Annotated in this window: 14 protein-coding genes; 7 read left to right on the top strand and 7 right to left on the bottom strand. The window is 47.3% G+C overall.

Annotated features, from left to right (window positions below):
* The first annotated feature begins 49 nt into the window (after window positions 1-49).
* The 7 genes from SPB21_RS20130 to SPB21_RS20100 all read left to right on the top strand — a co-directional run bounded on the left by SPB21_RS20130 (window position 50) and on the right by SPB21_RS20100 (window position 8,561).
* A complete protein-coding gene (locus SPB21_RS20130; protein ID WP_499867590.1) occupies window positions 50-2,368 on the top strand; it encodes a CPBP family glutamic-type intramembrane protease in 2,319 nt (772 codons plus the stop codon).
* A gap of 319 nt (window positions 2,369-2,687) precedes the next feature.
* Window positions 2,688-3,173 (top strand): hypothetical protein, encoded by a 486-nt coding sequence (locus SPB21_RS20125; protein ID WP_499867589.1) that lies wholly within the window; start codon window positions 2,688-2,690, stop codon window positions 3,171-3,173.
* Between the two features lie 3 nt (window positions 3,174-3,176).
* Complete coding sequence (locus tag SPB21_RS20120; RefSeq protein ID WP_499867588.1) at window positions 3,177-3,923, top strand: hypothetical protein; 747 nt, start codon at window positions 3,177-3,179, stop codon at window positions 3,921-3,923.
* 56 nt (window positions 3,924-3,979) lie between these two features.
* Entirely contained in the window at window positions 3,980-5,479 is a 1,500-nt protein-coding gene (locus SPB21_RS20115) for a hypothetical protein (RefSeq protein WP_499867587.1), read from the top strand.
* 267 nt (window positions 5,480-5,746) lie between these two features.
* Window positions 5,747-6,676 (top strand): 2-hydroxyacid dehydrogenase, encoded by a 930-nt coding sequence (locus SPB21_RS20110; RefSeq protein WP_499867586.1) that lies wholly within the window; start codon window positions 5,747-5,749, stop codon window positions 6,674-6,676.
* Between the two features lie 352 nt (window positions 6,677-7,028).
* On the top strand, window positions 7,029-7,796 hold the full coding sequence (locus tag SPB21_RS20105) for an HAD-IA family hydrolase (protein ID WP_163662404.1): 768 nt from the start codon (window positions 7,029-7,031) through the stop codon (window positions 7,794-7,796).
* Window positions 7,797-7,802: 6 nt separating this feature from the next.
* Window positions 7,803-8,561 (top strand): RIO1 family regulatory kinase/ATPase domain-containing protein, encoded by a 759-nt coding sequence (locus SPB21_RS20100; RefSeq protein WP_499867585.1) that lies wholly within the window; start codon window positions 7,803-7,805, stop codon window positions 8,559-8,561.
* A 47-nt stretch (window positions 8,562-8,608) separates the two neighbouring features.
* Here SPB21_RS20100 and SPB21_RS20095 read toward each other — a convergent pair whose 3' ends face one another.
* The 7 genes from SPB21_RS20095 to SPB21_RS20065 all read right to left on the bottom strand — a co-directional run bounded on the left by SPB21_RS20095 (window position 8,609) and on the right by SPB21_RS20065 (window position 15,500).
* Window positions 8,609-9,448, bottom strand: a complete 840-nt coding sequence (locus tag SPB21_RS20095; protein ID WP_163702790.1) for a M48 family metallopeptidase — start codon at window positions 9,446-9,448, stop codon at window positions 8,609-8,611.
* Between the two features lie 32 nt (window positions 9,449-9,480).
* Window positions 9,481-9,921 (bottom strand): YbjQ family protein, encoded by a 441-nt coding sequence (locus SPB21_RS20090; protein WP_163662398.1) that lies wholly within the window; start codon window positions 9,919-9,921, stop codon window positions 9,481-9,483.
* A gap of 42 nt (window positions 9,922-9,963) precedes the next feature.
* On the bottom strand, window positions 9,964-10,308 hold the full coding sequence (locus SPB21_RS20085) for a YbjQ family protein (RefSeq protein ID WP_006516189.1): 345 nt from the start codon (window positions 10,306-10,308) through the stop codon (window positions 9,964-9,966).
* Window positions 10,309-10,658: 350 nt separating this feature from the next.
* Complete coding sequence (locus tag SPB21_RS20080) at window positions 10,659-11,036, bottom strand: hypothetical protein (RefSeq protein ID WP_499867584.1); 378 nt, start codon at window positions 11,034-11,036, stop codon at window positions 10,659-10,661.
* A 123-nt stretch (window positions 11,037-11,159) separates the two neighbouring features.
* Entirely contained in the window at window positions 11,160-12,233 is a 1,074-nt protein-coding gene (locus SPB21_RS20075) for a glycosyltransferase family 4 protein (protein WP_163702792.1), read from the bottom strand.
* A 153-nt stretch (window positions 12,234-12,386) separates the two neighbouring features.
* Entirely contained in the window at window positions 12,387-13,754 is a 1,368-nt protein-coding gene (locus SPB21_RS20070; protein WP_499867583.1) for a HEAT repeat domain-containing protein, read from the bottom strand.
* Window positions 13,755-14,381: 627 nt separating this feature from the next.
* On the bottom strand, window positions 14,382-15,500 hold the full coding sequence (locus SPB21_RS20065) for a DMT family transporter (RefSeq protein ID WP_163662385.1): 1,119 nt from the start codon (window positions 15,498-15,500) through the stop codon (window positions 14,382-14,384).
* Window positions 15,501-15,628: the final 128 nt, after the last annotated feature.

The following is a 15,628-nucleotide window of genomic DNA, read 5'->3' as shown; positions in this document are numbered from 1 at the left end:
GCGAGGACTATCGCATCTTTGGATAGGCTCATGGAGCCTAGGGCTCAGCATGGCCCTGGTTATCTTGCTGGGTGTCTCAGGTTGTACTAGAGCAGAGACCGTGCAGCGGCTGTCTAACTATGACATTCTGACCAACGCTCTCCCCAGTTCCATAGAGGTGGCTAAACCCCCCGAGCATTATCAGCCAGTGGCTGACTGGATAGGGCGCTTGGTTTTGCCCCAATTAGACGAAGTTGAAGCCAAACCGGGAGACTGGGCCTGGATAGAGTTACTCCACACGCCATCGTCTGATCAGGACTTGGTCGGACAAACCGTTGCCTTAACCTGGCAAGCTGATGCCAGTCTGGCTGCCTATGTCAACTTGGTCAGTCGGGATCTCCGCTTTGGCGCTGAGGCCAATGAAAGCCAGCAAGCGGGTAACGTACATCCCCAAAGGCTTGATGGTTGGCAAACTGTGGGGCCATTGCAGTCGTTGGCAGGGGCACGCCCTCAGGATGATGTGCTGGTGTCTCTGGCAGGCGTCAGGCGCAAGGGGGATGGTCTCACCATTGCTCAAGAGCCAACTCAAATAGCTGAGCGATTTTATGGTTTAGTCAAAATAGCATCCGCGGCGGCGGTGAAAACCACATGCCCCTTAATCTGTCGGCAGTTTCAGGTACGCCACTATAATCCAGATTCCCAGGAATTCGATGGGGCGTTAGATGCTATTTATTTGCCAGAGATTCCGGCTGTTAATGGGGTACGGCAGTTTAGCCTGAAACAGCTAGAACAATCACCTGCGGGTGAACGTGGTTGGTATGTTTATGGCAGCCCCAACGGGCAAGGGCAATTTATGGTGCAGGCCCTGGCTCCCCGTGCCCTGTTTGAGTTGGAGCCCGATGCCACAATTACGGCCCCTGATGATGGACTGAACTATATCAACTTTGGTAACTGGCGACGGACTCGCGATCGCAAAGGCACGATCGCAACTGTACAACTAGGCCAAACCGATTGGCAGGAGGGCGATCAGGGCTTAGTGCTGCATATTTTTGGCGGTATTGGTGGCGAGCGAGCAGAAAAGCCTCCGGTGGTGGGTACAGTAACGGGACATTTCTCCTACGGCATTGCCACCGTGGTGCGTGATGCCATCACGCAAAAGCTACGATTTAACATTGATTATCATCAGGTCTATGCCCATAACCCCAATGGGATTGTGTCTGGCAAACTCAGCTGGGAAGAGTACATGGGCAATCTCCAACGGGGCTGGATGGGCACACGTCCTGTTTCTGATGTCATCGTCAGGCTCGATACATTAACCCAGGATTATGGCCAGGCAGGGGCCAGCATTCAGCCTTTGGCGATGCTGGCGCAGCAACTACAGATTATGACTGCCCGCTATCGAGTTGGGGATGGGACCGGCGCTGCCGTGGTGACGCCTGCCCAATCCTGTATTCAAGATTCTAGCCAGGCTCTCTATAAAACCATTAAGCAAATTGAAACCCAGGTGCGCCATCAACCGCCGGTTGATCCCCAACAGCTGCAACCACTGGCCGTTTTAGGAAAACGATTGGAAAATGCGCTAGTGCCCGTCGGCATTGTGCGACCGGACTGGCAGCAGAATTCTGAAGTTTTAGCCGGTACACGCGATCAGTCCCTCGATCGCAAAAATAATCTAATCACTCAGCTGCTTAGTTGGCGTACGATTATCCCTCGGGTGGCCTACGATCATCTGGCCATCATCTTTTATGAGCAAGGGGCCACACTACGGTTTCTGAGAACCAATCAGATTGGAGGCAACGATCCAACAATTTTGCCCTTAGCTCCTACGGAATTATTTGGTCAATACTTTTTTATCCCGACAGCATTTTCTCGCCTGATTGAAGCTCTAAGAGTGCCTAGTTTCAGTGATTGGTTGATGACATTAGCTGTAGCTGTTGGTTATGGTGCGATCGCTATCCCGCTGGGGCTATGGGGAAAACTGTTGTCGTTGCAAAACATTTTGGGTCGTGTGCCCCCTGGGCAACTAGTTCTACGGCTGCTACGCGCTCTTGTTGTCCCTGCCCTCATAGAAGAACTACTGTTTCGAGTATTACTGTTACCCCATCCTACTGAAGGGGTACTAACCACTACGTTACTGTTGTGGGTGATTTTCAGTCTTACTTTGTTTGTTCTCAGTCACCCTCTGCAGGCAATGATTTTCAGACAGCATCTGGCGGCCTTGTTTAGTCGACCGTTATTTATCGGGCTAACAGCATTACTAGGTTTAGCCTGCGTATTGATTTATGCAAACACTGGTTCTTTATGGACCAGTGTTGGGTTTCACTGGTTAGTGGTCGTTAGCTGGCTGGTGTTTTTAGGCGGCTGGTATCGCTTGCGCTTTAGATCTTAACTTTTCATAAAAACAGTAACTCGTCATTAGTAAAGATGCTAAGAATTTTGGGATGAATGCTATTACGATGGTAATTAGCTTAGAAAAATTGATATAACAAGCATTCAGTTTAATCTCTAGTACTCTCATTACTAATTCTCTAGTACTTTCATTACTAATAATTTTTGTAATAATCCTTGTGCAGTACTAAAGTAAGTACACGAAAGGCTCTATGGTAACCGTACCCAACAAGCTAAGACGCACGTTACCATTGACATTATTTATTATGAATTTAATGTAGCTAAGAGTTGTATTTGCTAACTTTATTAATTACTGTACGGTGGCTTTAGTAATGAGAAGTAGATGGTTTTTGTTAGGAAGCTTTGGAGCTTTTTTGATTGGTTTAGTTTTTATCTTCACCGGATTAACCTCTAAAGCTAGTGGAGAAGATAACGAAGCTAATGTAGCTCATTACCTTTGTTATTTTGAAGCAGAAGATGGCTCTATAGTAGACTTGAGTGCTCTATGTGGTAATGGAAGTGGAAGCTTGGAAGGAAATAGTTCTGACTATGTCTTTTATCAAGGTGAACCAGTCTTAGATGAAGATGGGCAACCGATGACTCATGAGGAATATCGGGTTATGTATAACCAGTTCATGGATAGAGCGGATGCCCTTCATAATGAAGAACGTCTTTCAAAAGGATTGCCACCTATAGAAGAGTTACCCGGATACTCTTTGTATTTAGAAGTGAGACATTTATGCGAAGACCCGAGTCTATGTACTTCGGCAAATGTGAACAAGTTGAGAAACTTTAGTTATGAATAGCTAATGAATATACCTTCAGGCAATTACACAGGGGGATGGACTGAAGAAAAAGCATTGCTTGCTATATCTGAAAGAAGAGGGGTAGATTCTTGTGAGCAAAGTTTTTCATGTGTTTTAGTGCATGCTTCTCCTGAGTATGTTTTGGCTGCCCTCGGAAGGGAGTTTTGTGTTGCCGAATATGGTGAAAATGTATATGGTTCGGTTATTGAAGTACCTGATGCTTCTCTTTTTGTAGTTTTGCAGCTTCAGGGACACAGTTGGACAGTATTGTCGCGTGTAGACGCTCAACTTCCAGAGGTGCTAAATACTGAAGAAAGTATCGCTAGTCTCTCGATGTTTGTTCAGACGAAAGTAATTTTCTTTAGAGAATTTGATTCAGAGTATGGGATAACTCTGTTTTTTTATGATTCAGGTTTTCTGAAGAGGAAAATTGAATATTCACACGAATTTGTGAGGGGTCGAGAAGGTGAAGTAATTACTAGTGAATTAATGAATTCTCTGCTAGAATTGGAGCCGGATTTTGAAATGGATTACTACTTTAGAGAAGTAGTGCCGGAACTGGACGTAGACAGAGTAGAAATATTCGATGATTACAATTTGATCACTGACAGTGTTCTGAAGGCGAATGGTGCCTATGCTCCATGTATAACCTGGCCGATTTTACGTGAGAAATGCATGTTTGAAGTAAGCATTTGTGGCTTGAACAAAGGTGATTTTTCAGAATTTAAATTGATTCGAATATCGGCTTAATAGCTTTAAAGATAAGCGAAAAAATTGTTAGGTTTTACCCTAAGAAACAGAAAAATATGAAGAAGGCATTGTTCCTCAAAAGAGCTTTTCTAGTAGTTTTTTCATCTCTTTTAGCGTCAACTTACACTTTAAGTATCAGGAGTAAAGCTACTGCTGATCCGAACTCATATGCACAGCGATCATGTAGGCTTTTTGGAGAGCCACTGACTACAGCTGATTTGCAGGATGGCTTTGACGAAGCAGGTAAGTGGAAACACATACCGTCTCCTGCAACACGAGAAGGTGTTCGGGGAAATTTTGAAGCTTATTCAATAAAGCATGCTCTTTTTGAGCAAGATGTTGTTAGCAATGATGTGAGCCCCTTTAAAGAGTATGAATCTCCGAAAAGACAGGCAGAGACATCTATAAACGAGCCAGGAACTCGATACAGCAAAGTTCGACCAGATGGATACGGTAGTGAACCAATTCTCTTCTTAAATCTAGGCTCATCTGGACCTCCAGTTTTCCCCCAGATAGTTCCTGAAGCTACTTTTTATGAGGCGAAAACTAACGTCAAAAGACTTAAAGCACAGGACGGTTCTGGAGGAAATCGCCGTAATCCACCATGGCAAATGTTGGGTTTCTTGGATGCTGTTAAAGTTCAATTTAATAAGCAAATAGAAGAGACAGTAGAAAGATTGAATAATAATAATCCGGGTTCTGATTTTGTCCTTCATCCTGATACCCGACCAAGGATGTTTTTTTTGCAAACTGCTAGCTCAAGATTAGATCAAAGCTATATAAATCAAGCTACCAGTGAAGGTGTTGAACTATACAGACATGTTATTTGTGAGAACCCTGGAGGTACCTTGGGTGTTGATGATGTAATCATGGGCAGTGGCGTACTAGTTAATAAAGAAGAATTGACATTTGAGCTTATTGTCTCTGATGATACTGCTGCAGGTCGAGCTCCAGGTACTCTCGTAGAAGTTATAAACCCTCCAGATGGCTCGTCTGGTGAGAATAGTTCAGGCTCTTCCAATGAAGATAGCGATGAATCTTCTGATGGCAGTGGTTCGGACTCTTCGAATGGGTCTGGAGATTCTGGCAACGGTGATGGGTCTGGAGATTCTGGCAATGGTGATGGGTCTGGAGATTCTGGCAATGATTCTGTATTTGTCAGAGTTGGCGAAATACCATTTACAGGTGGGCAGTGTTCGGGAGTTAATTATGATATAACTGTTCAAACATTTACAAACGGACAGCCTTCTCCTCCTAGAACTACTGGTGTACGCACCTACAGTTCTATTCCCGGGCCGATTGGCTTAATTTACGGACTCAGTACGAATGGGCACGGACAATCTGCTGAAGATCCTGGTGAGTTCTACAAGCTAACACATGCCCCTAGGTATGTTTCAGTGGGGCTCGGAACTGTGTATGATACAGAGACTGTTCTGAATGGTAGTTCAAATATAGAAGTTTTTGATATTGAGCTTGCAATTTTAGATGTTAGTAGAAGTGATGGACAGCCTGATAATTGTGGAAATCCTCCTATTTTAACGACTATTATCGACTAATTGGAATCAGGTCTTATTCGGATAGCCTGGACAGAGATAGTTGTCCAACGATTTCTTAGATTACAGCCTATTCTAGACTGGCTTAAAACAAGTCAGTCTAGAATGGTTTTTCAAGGTTCTGAGTAAATTAAAGGATGGAATGTCTGGAAATTTAGTTAGGTCCCTCAGCCATTGGAATAGATGTCAATAGAGTTATCATTATTTACCCAAAGTATGATTTTTTGATCAAAACTCAATCAGTTTTAGTGGGTTCTCATAAAAAATCTGATGTCCCTGAGTCTGATTTGTCCAACTAAAGCTCCTGCACCCTGGGTGGCTGCTATTCAAGCGATCGATCCAAAAATAGATCTGCGGGTGTGGCCTGACGATGGGGATAAAGCTGATGTCACATTTGCCCTTGTTTGGGCTCAACCCCAGGGCATTTTTTCCCAATATCCCAACCTCAAGGTGATTTCTTCCATGGGGGCAGGGGTGGATAATCTGTTGCAGGATGGTTCCATTTCGTCGCAGATGACCGTAGTGCGCATGGTTGATCCAAGGCTGGTGAGTCAGATGGGAGACTACGTTTTAGCAGCCACCCTCAACCATGTGCGTCAGTTTCCTGACTATGCTCAACATCAACAACAGCAACAGTGGCAGCCCCTGCCACCACGTAATGTAGATGACGTCACCGTTGGTGTCATGGGTCTTGGGCAAATTGGGAGCACTGTAGCCACTCGCCTGGTCCAGGTAGGGTTTCAGGTGGTCGGCTGGTCACGTCGCCCCAAGTCCATTGCCAATGTGCAAGTCTTTGCTGGGCAACAACAGCTATCGGACTTTTTAGCAGCTAGTGAAATTCTTGTTTGTTTATTGCCGTTGACCGCTGAAACTGAAAATATTCTCAATACAAAGACGTTGCTCCAGCTTCCCAAGGGAGCCTACCTTATTAACGTGGCCCGAGGTCATCATTTAGTTGAGGGAGAGTTACTCTCACTGCTAAATGAAAATCATCTTTCTGGCGCTTGCCTGGATGTGTTTCGTCAAGAACCCTTAGCCCAGGATCATCCCTTTTGGAGTCATCCAAAAATTACGATAACTCCCCACATTGCTAGCTTGACCCATCCTGTTTCTGTGGCTCCACAGATCGTTGAAAACTATCGACGGATGCAACAGAAACAACCATTGCTAAATCAGGTGGATATTCGACGTGGATATTAATACTGCCTGGTCTCATCATGCTCTCTGCATCTTTATCTTTTTGATAGAGAAAATAAAATAAAAAAAGAGCCCAACCAAGTGGTTGAGTCTCTTGTTGAAACGCTTCGAGAAATGCCTGAATAGGCACATGAGTATGTGAACGATAGTTGAATCGAAATGCAGCTCCAACTGTGTATTGGCCTGCACTGATCACATCATTCAGATACAACATATCAAGCAGGTTGGCTGCAAGTTTGTAGCAAAATCTACGAGTTGAAAATTTGTAGCCCTTGGGATGTTATTTGCGTTCTATGGGCCGTTTCCCAATGACGGTAAAATCAGGTTTGGAGATTTTAGTGGATAGGAGAAATCTGTGGCAGAGTTAAAGGCCTTGATTTTTGATGTGGATGGCACCTTGGCGGAAACTGAGCGGGATGGCCATCGGCCCGCCTTTAACCAAGCATTTATAGATATAGGTCTAGATTGGGATTGGACACCGGAACTCTACGGCAAACTGCTCAAGGTATCAGGCGGCAAAGAGCGTATTCGTGCCTATGTGCAGGACTATCTCGGTGATTTCCAGTTACCCTCAGAGTTTAGCGATTTAGATGCCATGATCAAGCATCTGCATGCGACTAAAACAACCTATTACAAGCAGTATGCGGCAGCGGGCAAAATTCCCCTACGCCCTGGTGTAGAACGTTTTCTCAATGAGGCGCGCAGTGAAGGGGTGAGACTTGCGATCGCAACCACCACCACTCCAGCCAATGTCCAGGCATTACTCGAAAATACCCTCGGTGCCGATAGCCTAAACTGGTTTGACGTGATTGCCGCAGGCGACATGGTGCCCAAGAAAAAGCCTGCCCCCGATGTTTACGAATATGCCCTAGAACATATCGACTTGCCTGCAGAAAACTGTTTGGCTTTTGAGGACACCAACAACGGTTTGCTTTCGGCTACGCCTACGGGACTGAAAACCGTCGTCACCGTCAATGAATATACGAAAGCGCAAGATTTTACTGGCGCTCAGCTGGTGCTCAGCGATTTGGGTACCCCCGATACTCCTTTCAATGTATTAGCTGGCAGCGCCGGTGATTCAACCTACTTCACCGTGGACGTAGCCCGTCAGCTGTGCGCTTAGGTGTCTGTGACGACGGCCCTCAGCCTCGGGCAATTTTGGGATAGTCCAGCTCGACAGCTGTTGGCCTATCCCAGCGGTAATCAGGAGATGCTGAGCCACCGCTGGGCTGAGCTACAGACCTGCGGGATTGATGCGATATATTCCTATGGCCCAGAGACCTTAGCGGACTTTGCAATTCTAGGCTCGGGCTACTGTGGCGTGGTGTTGCGGGTGCGCCATCAAGGATGCGATCGCGTGCTAAAAATTCTGCGAGCGCCCGCCCCACAAACCAATTTACGTACAGAAGCCGATATGTTGCAACGGGCTAATGCAGTGGATGTTGGCCCAAAGTATCTTGCCCATAGCGATCACTTCTTGCTAATGGACTTCATCGACGGTCCTATGCTGGTGGATTGGCTACAAACCCCACAGCCGGCTGAGGACATTCGTAGCCTGGTGTCACAGCTTATTGATCAGGCCTACCGCTTAGATCAGGCTGGGATAGATCATGGCGATCTGCGCTGCATTACAGCCCATGCCCTGATGTGTTCTCAAAAACCGGTACTCATAGATTTTAATAAGACTAGTTTGGAGCGACGCCCGGCCAATGTTACGACATTGGTGCAGGGGCTGTTTATCAGCACCCAGATTGCCCAGCTTTTGCGACCATGGTTTGCCAGTGTTAGCAAGTCAGTATTAGTTGAGCATCTACGAAGTTATAAGCACCAGCCATCTCGGGCGAACCTACACTCCCTAATAACCTATTTGGGAGTAGTTGAGGTTTAAGTCTTTATCTTGAAGCTAGCTATGGGAGAAAACCTACTAGTGTCTGATTAATCTAATTGGTTGGGTAATGGGGTTGGTTCCCCCTCCAAAGCCCAACCTCGTTGAGTGGCCAGGGTCTCTAATTGTTCAATCCGTGACTCCGTCAGCGGATGTGTGGACTGCCATTCCAGTAAACGGTTAGCGACACCCAGGTCTAATTCTTGTTCATTTAATCGCTTAAAAAAGTCAAGGGAATAGTCTACATGGCCATAGCGCTCTTGCATCATTTCAATGGCATAGATATCGGCCCGCTCTTCCTGCTCGCGGCTGTAGTGTAAATCTGCCAGACTAATGGAGCTAGTTAGAAACGGCGGTAGCTGTACACCGCTAAAACCCAACAGGCTATTCAAACTTAAAAATACGAGGGAGCGCCCCAGACTCCGCAGTGTATCTCGATGTTCAAAATGGCCAAGCTCATGGGCCAGTACAAATGCGAGCTCATTCTCCGTTTCGATGTCGTCGAGCAGCCCTGTGGTGACAAATACATGGCCGCCAGGGATCACCATGGCGTTGGGGCTGTACTCCTCCATGATGTGAACCTGGAGTTCGGGGCGCTGTTTTAATTCGTCAGTGAGTAACGATTCTGCCAGGGCCTCAACATAGTCAAACTGTTGCCCCTCATGGATTAGAGAAGCTCCAGTGAATAGGCTATCAAAAACCACTTTTCCCACCTGAGTTTCGGCCTTGGGACCCATGCGTGCCGCAATTTGAGCGCCAGCTATCCCAAGACCTACATAAAGAGTTACCCCCGCCGTAACGACGGTGCCCATGAGATAGCCAAAATTAACGAGGGGATGAACCGGCGTAATATTGACCTCATCGACGATTTCGCGCGGGGTATATTTCATGGTTGCTGGGTTATGGTTGCTGGGTTGCAGAGTTAACGAATGCCAGTGCCGTAAGCCATAATCTCAACGGCTCCCATGCCGCCTGAACTCTGACCCGCGATGTTAGAGGTTTCAAAGCGGATATTAAGTACCTGAGAGGCTCCCCACTCCATGGCGGATTCTTTCATGCGCAGCATGGCTTCTCGCCGTCCTCGGTCGATCAGGGTTTCATATACGATGACCCGGCCGCCTACGAGGTTGCGTAACGTAGCGGAAGCTGTCTTGAAATAATCGTTGGCAATAACAACACTCCCTACGAATAGTTCGGATTCATGGGCATAGGGCAGGTCTTGTTTTGCTCCCCAGCTCATGACCGGTACGTGGAGGCTTTGCTTTTCGCGGCGTTTAATGTCTTCGTAGTGTTTACGCTCGCGGCGATTACCGACAAAGTAACCTATCCCGATCAAAATCAAAAAAACAATAATATTGTCCATGGTTTTGCCTATGGTTTTATCTGCAAGGAGTTCTGGATACTGTTACTGGACTTTAACCGCAGTACCATAAGCAAATAACTCAGCTGCACCAGGGGCAACGGATGAAGTGGCAAATCGGACATTGATAACGGCGTTTGCACCCAGCTGTTCAGCCTGCATCACCATCCGATTAACGGCTTCTTGTCGGGATTCTTGTAGCAGCTCTGTATAGGCTTTCAATTCGCCGCCGACAATATTTTTGAATCCTGCAAGGATATCTTTGCCCACATGCTTAGCGCGAATGGTGCTGCCTTGTACTAGGCCATAGTGCTCGATAATTTCCTTGCCCGGTACACCCTCTAGATTAGTCAGGGTAATGTTCGTTGCACGAGCAGTTGAGCGTGTCATTCCAAAGCTCCGATAAGTAATTAAATTACAGTATTACAGTAGTTTGCCTATGGGTGAAAAAGCGTCCAGTCACCCATTGCAGTGACGGTTCCTTTGATACCTACATAGGATAGAGATCAAATTCCGTTGTCACTTTGTATGGACTGTTAAACCATAGGTGGTCTTAATCATGGCAGTGAGGTATCTCTGCCCCATGGCCTCTGTGACAACGGCTTGATTTTATCGTCTGCTATATAGTTCCCTTGCTTGTATAAAAGTTGCTTTACACAAAATTTGTGCAATAGTGCGCTGATCCAGCATTTTCTAAGGAAAAATACCGATAGGTCAGGCTAAAAGGCCCCATACTCTGCTTAGACTCGACTATTGTCAAAACTCTGGCAAAAATGATCTACCCCAGTTTTGCTGATGTATAACACGACGGGCACGGCTAACAGATTGGGGCACTGGCTATTGTGGGTGAGGTGTTGGATCAAACCGACGATCTGCTGCTTTGTCAAATTAGCTCGAAATTCTGGCAAACAAGCGATGTGGCGATAGCGTTTGGCAAAGCCTTCTAGCCAACCGTCGTTTTCGGTCGGTTCTAACCCAGCTCTAAGGGCTAATGATAGGGCGGCATCGTTTAAATCGCCATCACAGTCTTCGATTTCTTGAAGCGATCGCAAGGCTTCAGGGTAGTCAGCCAATTGTTCAACCAGTTGAGTGATTTCGATTAAGGGGATTGAGAGCATGGGCAACGGGTAAGGGTAAGCAACAGGAGCAGGTAGTAGAGCCGAGACAGATACGTAGGTCCGTGGTGGTATCTGCCCCAGCTAAGGAGAAAAACGTATTAGACCCCATAAAGGTGTCCTAAGTTAGGCTGTCTTAATGATCGCTTCAAACCAGTGCTCAAAACGTTTGCCGAGGGCGGCTAAAGAATATTTCATTTCTGCTTGCTGGCGGCAGTAGCGACGGTCGATGTGGTCAAGCTGTTCGATACCATTGACTAGACCTGCGACATTATCAGGCTCGACTAACCAGCCCGTTTGACCATGGTCGATAATTTCGGCAGGACCGCCGCGACGATAGGCAACTACAGGGACGCCACAGGCTAAGGCTTCAATAGCTACATTACCAAAGGCTTCTACCCAGCGAGGTGTCATCAGTAACCCTCGACAGCGACGGACAGTTGACTGTAGCTGCTGAGTGTTGACAAAGCCCAGGTAGTCAATCGGTGCATTGGGATAGGTCCGCTGAATGGTATCCCAGTACTCTGGGTTTTCCAGCTTACCTAAAATTTTCAGGGGAGTTTGCGTTTCCTGGACAGCGGCAACGGCATCTTCCAGCCCTTTCTCTGGTGAAATACGCCCTAACCATGCCAACTCCGGCTCTGGTGTGTCGCAATAGCTGTACTGCTGTAGGTCAATGGCACTGCTAAGAATTTCCCAGGTCAGGCCACCAGGGAAGGTATCGGTTTGGGTTTGGGTGTAGGCCCCCAATGTGCCGGGAAATTTAGTATTGATGTCGACCACGGCCTGGTCCATGATGCCGCTGAGGGAGCCCATGCTGACAAAGTGGGCAATGGGGGTATCAAAAAACGGCGTAAGGTAAAAAGGTAGCCAATCGTAGGCGAAGTTCACAATCAGGTCGTAGCTCTGCTGCACTTGACGTGCATAGGTCCATTGGTTAGCTAAAACCGCATTCTCTACCATGATGGTCGGTGTATCCCGCCCCTGGGTGTGGGCTGTGGACTGCAGGGCACCAGGAACTTGGATCAGCTGCGCCCCCTCGATCTGGGAATTGTCGGGCGCTGCGATCGCAATATGATGACCTTGCTGGGTCAAGGCTTTGACTAGATTGACTATTGTCAGCTCAACACCGCCTCCTAGACCTGAACCTAGGGGGCCTACGGGAGTGGATACAAAGAGTAATCTTAAGCACCGTGCCATGTAACCGCATCAACTCAGCCCTATGACCCTACTATGGGTGTTGCTTGATCAACTCACTGACTTCTAGCATTTGTGGATAGATTTTGAGCTGGATACAATATAGATTTGCCTATATAGCTAGGCTTCAATGCAAACCAATTGGCTCCTGCCTGCCTAATTAGTTATATTTTCCACTTCATCGGGCAGCAGTTCTGGAGTGGCCCGCGAAGCTTCCAGCGTATTTAAGGAGGATTGCATCTTAGGAGCTTCACGAATACGATTTAGCTGCTCTAAAGCCCACTCTGCTGTGCGACGGACTTCTGCATCTTCATCTTCGGTGGCATGGCCCAACATTTGGCTAATCTGAGTGACCAAATCGTAGACACGAGTTAAATCGCGAATCGCATTCTTGCGCACATCCGGATTATCGTCCTGTAGTGCGATCGCAAGGGCGCGATTCATTGGTTTCAAAGAACGAATGCCAATTTCTGAAAGTGCTGCCAGAATCAGACTCTTTTCTTTGGAGTCCGCATCCACCATGCTATTTACCAGGTGTTGCACAGCAGAGGAATTGCCTCGCTGACCCAATTCCCAAATGGCCTTGCGACGCTTGCTTGGATCGGCCACCTGCAAATTGGCCACGAGCTCATCAATTACATCGACTTTTGCCAGGCGAGTAGTCGCGCTCACGGGGCTAGATACGACCGGCAAGCTATTGTTGACTCCACTAGGAGGCTGTGGCGTAACGAGATGATTTACATCTGCCGCAGAGCCAGTCCCATTAGCCGTCGTATGCCCATTCAAAGACGTATTAGCTGTTGTCGGCTGGGAGACTTCTTTAGGGACGGCTCCCCAGGGGGCATCTTGCTCATCATCACCAGTGGATTGGGTCCGATTAGACAGAACAAAACCGATGCCAAAGCTGCCGAGGGCTGCAATGAGCGCTAAGCCCGGCCACAATAGCCTACCCAATCCTGGTGATGGCTCAGGCTGAGTAGTCGCAGTAGGGGCAGATGTTACAGGAGGCGTATTCGGAGCCCCACTGTTGATGCCTGTTTCCGGTGAAACTTCATCACCGATATTGATGTCTTCTCCGTCTACCGTTGCGTTCTCTGCGTTGATGCGCACAGAATTTGCTTCGCCTTCTGGAGTGCCTACAGCGCCATCTTCAGCATCTGGATCAGCCGCATCCGATGCTTCAGGGTCGGCAGGTGCTTCAATTACATCAGATTGTGAAAATAGGCGCGGTGCAGCATCAGATTGTTCACTTTGCTGCCCACGTAATTTTTCAATAGCTGCAGCGGTAACGGGGCCATAAATACCGTCAATAGGCCCATTGTAATAGCCGCGCTCTTTAAGCTCCTGCTGTAAAGCCTTGATTTCCTCTTTCTGCTCCTCAGAAGTAGCACCTTCTAATGGAGAGTTGGAGTAGTTATTGCGAAAATCAGGAGTTTGCTCACCTGTGTTGACCGCCGCATCTGGGTTAACGCTCGGAGACTGCGCTATCAGTGAGGGACTACCTTTGGCTTGCAGACTTGTCACAGATAGCGTGAAAGCTGTCAGACTTGTTAAAAATACTAGAGTAGAGCGCCAAATCATATCAGTTTAGTATCCAGTACCTGCGTCACTCTGTTCACGGCACAGACCGACTATTCAATGCTTTGAATGGCAGATTCCTGCTGAATCCATATCACAACCAGGTCGTTCTGATCTTGAAAGGGCTTCTTAACCAGTGATTAAAACACCATGGCATCGCCATGTAGAAGCCTGTAAGAATTAAATTACCGCTCTAGCCAACGGCAATAGCACCGCGCTTTCTCCTAACTTTACCCAAATTTTGGATTGCCATGTTCAAGTCCATGGCTTAAATGTGCCCAAGTTCCTAAAAATTTTGGCTGAGCTTGCAGTCGTCAGAGCATTCGCTCTGGCCCCGTCAACATGATATAAAATCCCCAAAGCCCCAGAAAATAGAGCAATCGAGTCGCAAAAACCTCAACTGATGTGAGACATTTGCGATCGCAACAGGTTTCGACAGCTTGCAGCCAATACTAACCTAAATAACTAAGTAATCTAAGAGCTGATTTATCAAGAGTTCTTAGTATGTGGTCAACCTATGTGAAGACCAGATGTGGTCAAGGTCTTGTGGGCTTCACTCTATGGTAGTAATGCTTAATCCGAGGACGGGTCCACACCCCCTTGGGAGTAGAGCCAGGCTTCCATGGATTTTGCTAGCTCAGGGTTAATGGCTTTGGCCAAACCGATGACGGATGGCCCCGTTAATATGTTGACTAGTCCCTGAGTAATGACGTCCCGTTGATTAACTAGATAGATACTAATGAGCGTAAATCCAACCCCGGTCCATTGAACAGTGCTGAGATTTTCTGACAGTAATGATGTGCTAAACGTCAGTGCAAATACGGGGGTTAGAAATGTCAGGGCACTCAGACTTGTGAGATTGCCCTTGGCGGCAAGGTAGAAAAAGATGCCATAGGCAATGGCACTACCAAACACCGTGGCATAAAGAATTGCTAACCACCCAGTGATGGTAATACCTTGCCACTGATTGACTTCAGTATAGGCAGAGAGGCCTAATAGGGGAATACCACCTAGGATCATATGCCAGCCAGTGGCAACTACTGGGTCTACATGGCGAGAAACATAGGCAATCATGACTGTCCCTACCGCCATTGACAACGCTGCCAATAGCATTAACCACTCCCCATGCCCTAACAGGATTGTGATTAACTCTTGACCGATGGGTAACTGATTACCAAAAAACTCTGTCTGGGTGGGCCAGTGACCGGTGGTAAAACCCGTCGACATGCCTGAGACTGCACGAAGAATCCATTCGTCGGGTAAGCCGAGTAGGCTAATGCCAAGAATGCCTAATATCAAACCGATCCATCCCAAAGGACCAACGATTTCTTTGAATAGGAAACGAGCCATTAAGGCAACTGCAATGGGTTGAGAGTCGATCATGACCGACCCAAGACCGGCCCCTGTGCGCTGTAATCCTTCGGCTAAAAAACCTTGAAATAGGGTGCCGTCGACTAATGCAAAGCCCCCTATCCACGCCCATCCCTGCCAGCTTTGCGGTTGTTTACGTCCTAAAATAGCCGCCACCATTAGGACCAGTATGCCGGCGGGCATTAATCGTAATGTGGCTAGAAATAAAGGACTAGTCGTGTCAATCACCCCCTTCATTGCCACCATGGCCGTACCCCACAAAAAGAAGGGGGCAATCAAAACTAGGGCTGGTGTATTTTCCTGGTTGAAGGGGGATGCCATGCAGCGGGGAAAGAATGGGTGAGACTGAAAAACTACGTTCCTTACTATAAAGTTATGTTAAGTTCTGATGGCGTTCCCTGCAAAGCTGTTGAGCAATTTTTCGATATTATCAAGCTGTAATAGCCTAC

Source organism: Leptothoe sp. ISB3NOV94-8A, assembly GCF_043421595.1.
In the GTDB taxonomy this organism is placed as follows: Bacteria; Cyanobacteriota; Cyanobacteriia; order Phormidesmidales; family Phormidesmidaceae; genus Leptothoe; species Leptothoe turfae.
This window is presented reverse-complemented; position numbering and strand designations above follow the sequence as displayed.

Excerpts from the sequence above, each read along its gene's own strand:
- SPB21_RS20130 (WP_499867590.1), top strand. The coding sequence starts at position 50 with ATGGCCCTGGTTATCTTGCTGGGTGTCTCAGGTTGTACTAGAGCAGAG.
- SPB21_RS20120 (WP_499867588.1), top strand. The coding sequence starts at position 3,177 with ATGAATATACCTTCAGGCAATTACACAGGGGGATGGACTGAAGAAAAA.
- SPB21_RS20065 (WP_163662385.1), bottom strand. The coding sequence starts at position 15,500 with ATGGCATCCCCCTTCAACCAGGAAAATACACCAGCCCTAGTTTTGATT.
- SPB21_RS20085 (WP_006516189.1), bottom strand. The coding sequence starts at position 10,308 with ATGACACGCTCAACTGCTCGTGCAACGAACATTACCCTGACTAATCTA.
- SPB21_RS20110 (WP_499867586.1), top strand. The coding sequence starts at position 5,747 with ATGTCCCTGAGTCTGATTTGTCCAACTAAAGCTCCTGCACCCTGGGTG.
- SPB21_RS20075 (WP_163702792.1), bottom strand. The coding sequence starts at position 12,233 with ATGGCACGGTGCTTAAGATTACTCTTTGTATCCACTCCCGTAGGCCCC.
- SPB21_RS20080 (WP_499867584.1), bottom strand. The coding sequence starts at position 11,036 with ATGCTCTCAATCCCCTTAATCGAAATCACTCAACTGGTTGAACAATTG.
- SPB21_RS20095 (WP_163702790.1), bottom strand. The coding sequence starts at position 9,448 with ATGAAATATACCCCGCGCGAAATCGTCGATGAGGTCAATATTACGCCG.
- SPB21_RS20115 (WP_499867587.1), top strand. The coding sequence starts at position 3,980 with ATGAAGAAGGCATTGTTCCTCAAAAGAGCTTTTCTAGTAGTTTTTTCA.
- SPB21_RS20090 (WP_163662398.1), bottom strand. The coding sequence starts at position 9,921 with ATGGACAATATTATTGTTTTTTTGATTTTGATCGGGATAGGTTACTTT.